This window comes from Cupriavidus sp. SIMBA_020 (assembly GCF_046535395.1).
Classification (GTDB): Bacteria; Pseudomonadota; Gammaproteobacteria; order Burkholderiales; family Burkholderiaceae; genus Cupriavidus; species Cupriavidus campinensis.
The window spans coordinates 1-235 of the sequence record NZ_JAWRWU010001685.1 but is presented as its reverse complement, the minus strand read 5'-3'; the positions used below and the strand labels follow the sequence as shown (position 1 = coordinate 235).

At 68.9% G+C, this 235-nt stretch carries 1 pseudogene; it reads left to right on the top strand.

Annotation, left to right across the window (positions count from 1 at the left end):
- A pseudogene (locus SB751_RS35335) lies at positions 1-235 on the top strand (glyoxylate carboligase); the annotation flags it as partial.

Genomic DNA, 235 nt, shown 5'->3' with positions numbered 1-235 from the left:
CACCGGCCAGGCGCCGCGCGCGCGGCTGTACAAGGAAGACTTCCAGGCCGTCGACATCGAATCGATCGCCAAGCCCGTCACCAAATGGGCCGTCACCGTGCGCGAGCCGGCGCTGGTGCCGCGCGTGTTCCAGCAGGCCTTCCACCTGATGCGCTCGGGGCGTCCGGGCCCGGTGCTGGTCGACCTGCCGATCGACGTCCAGCTCGCCGAGATCGAGTTCGACATCGACACCTAC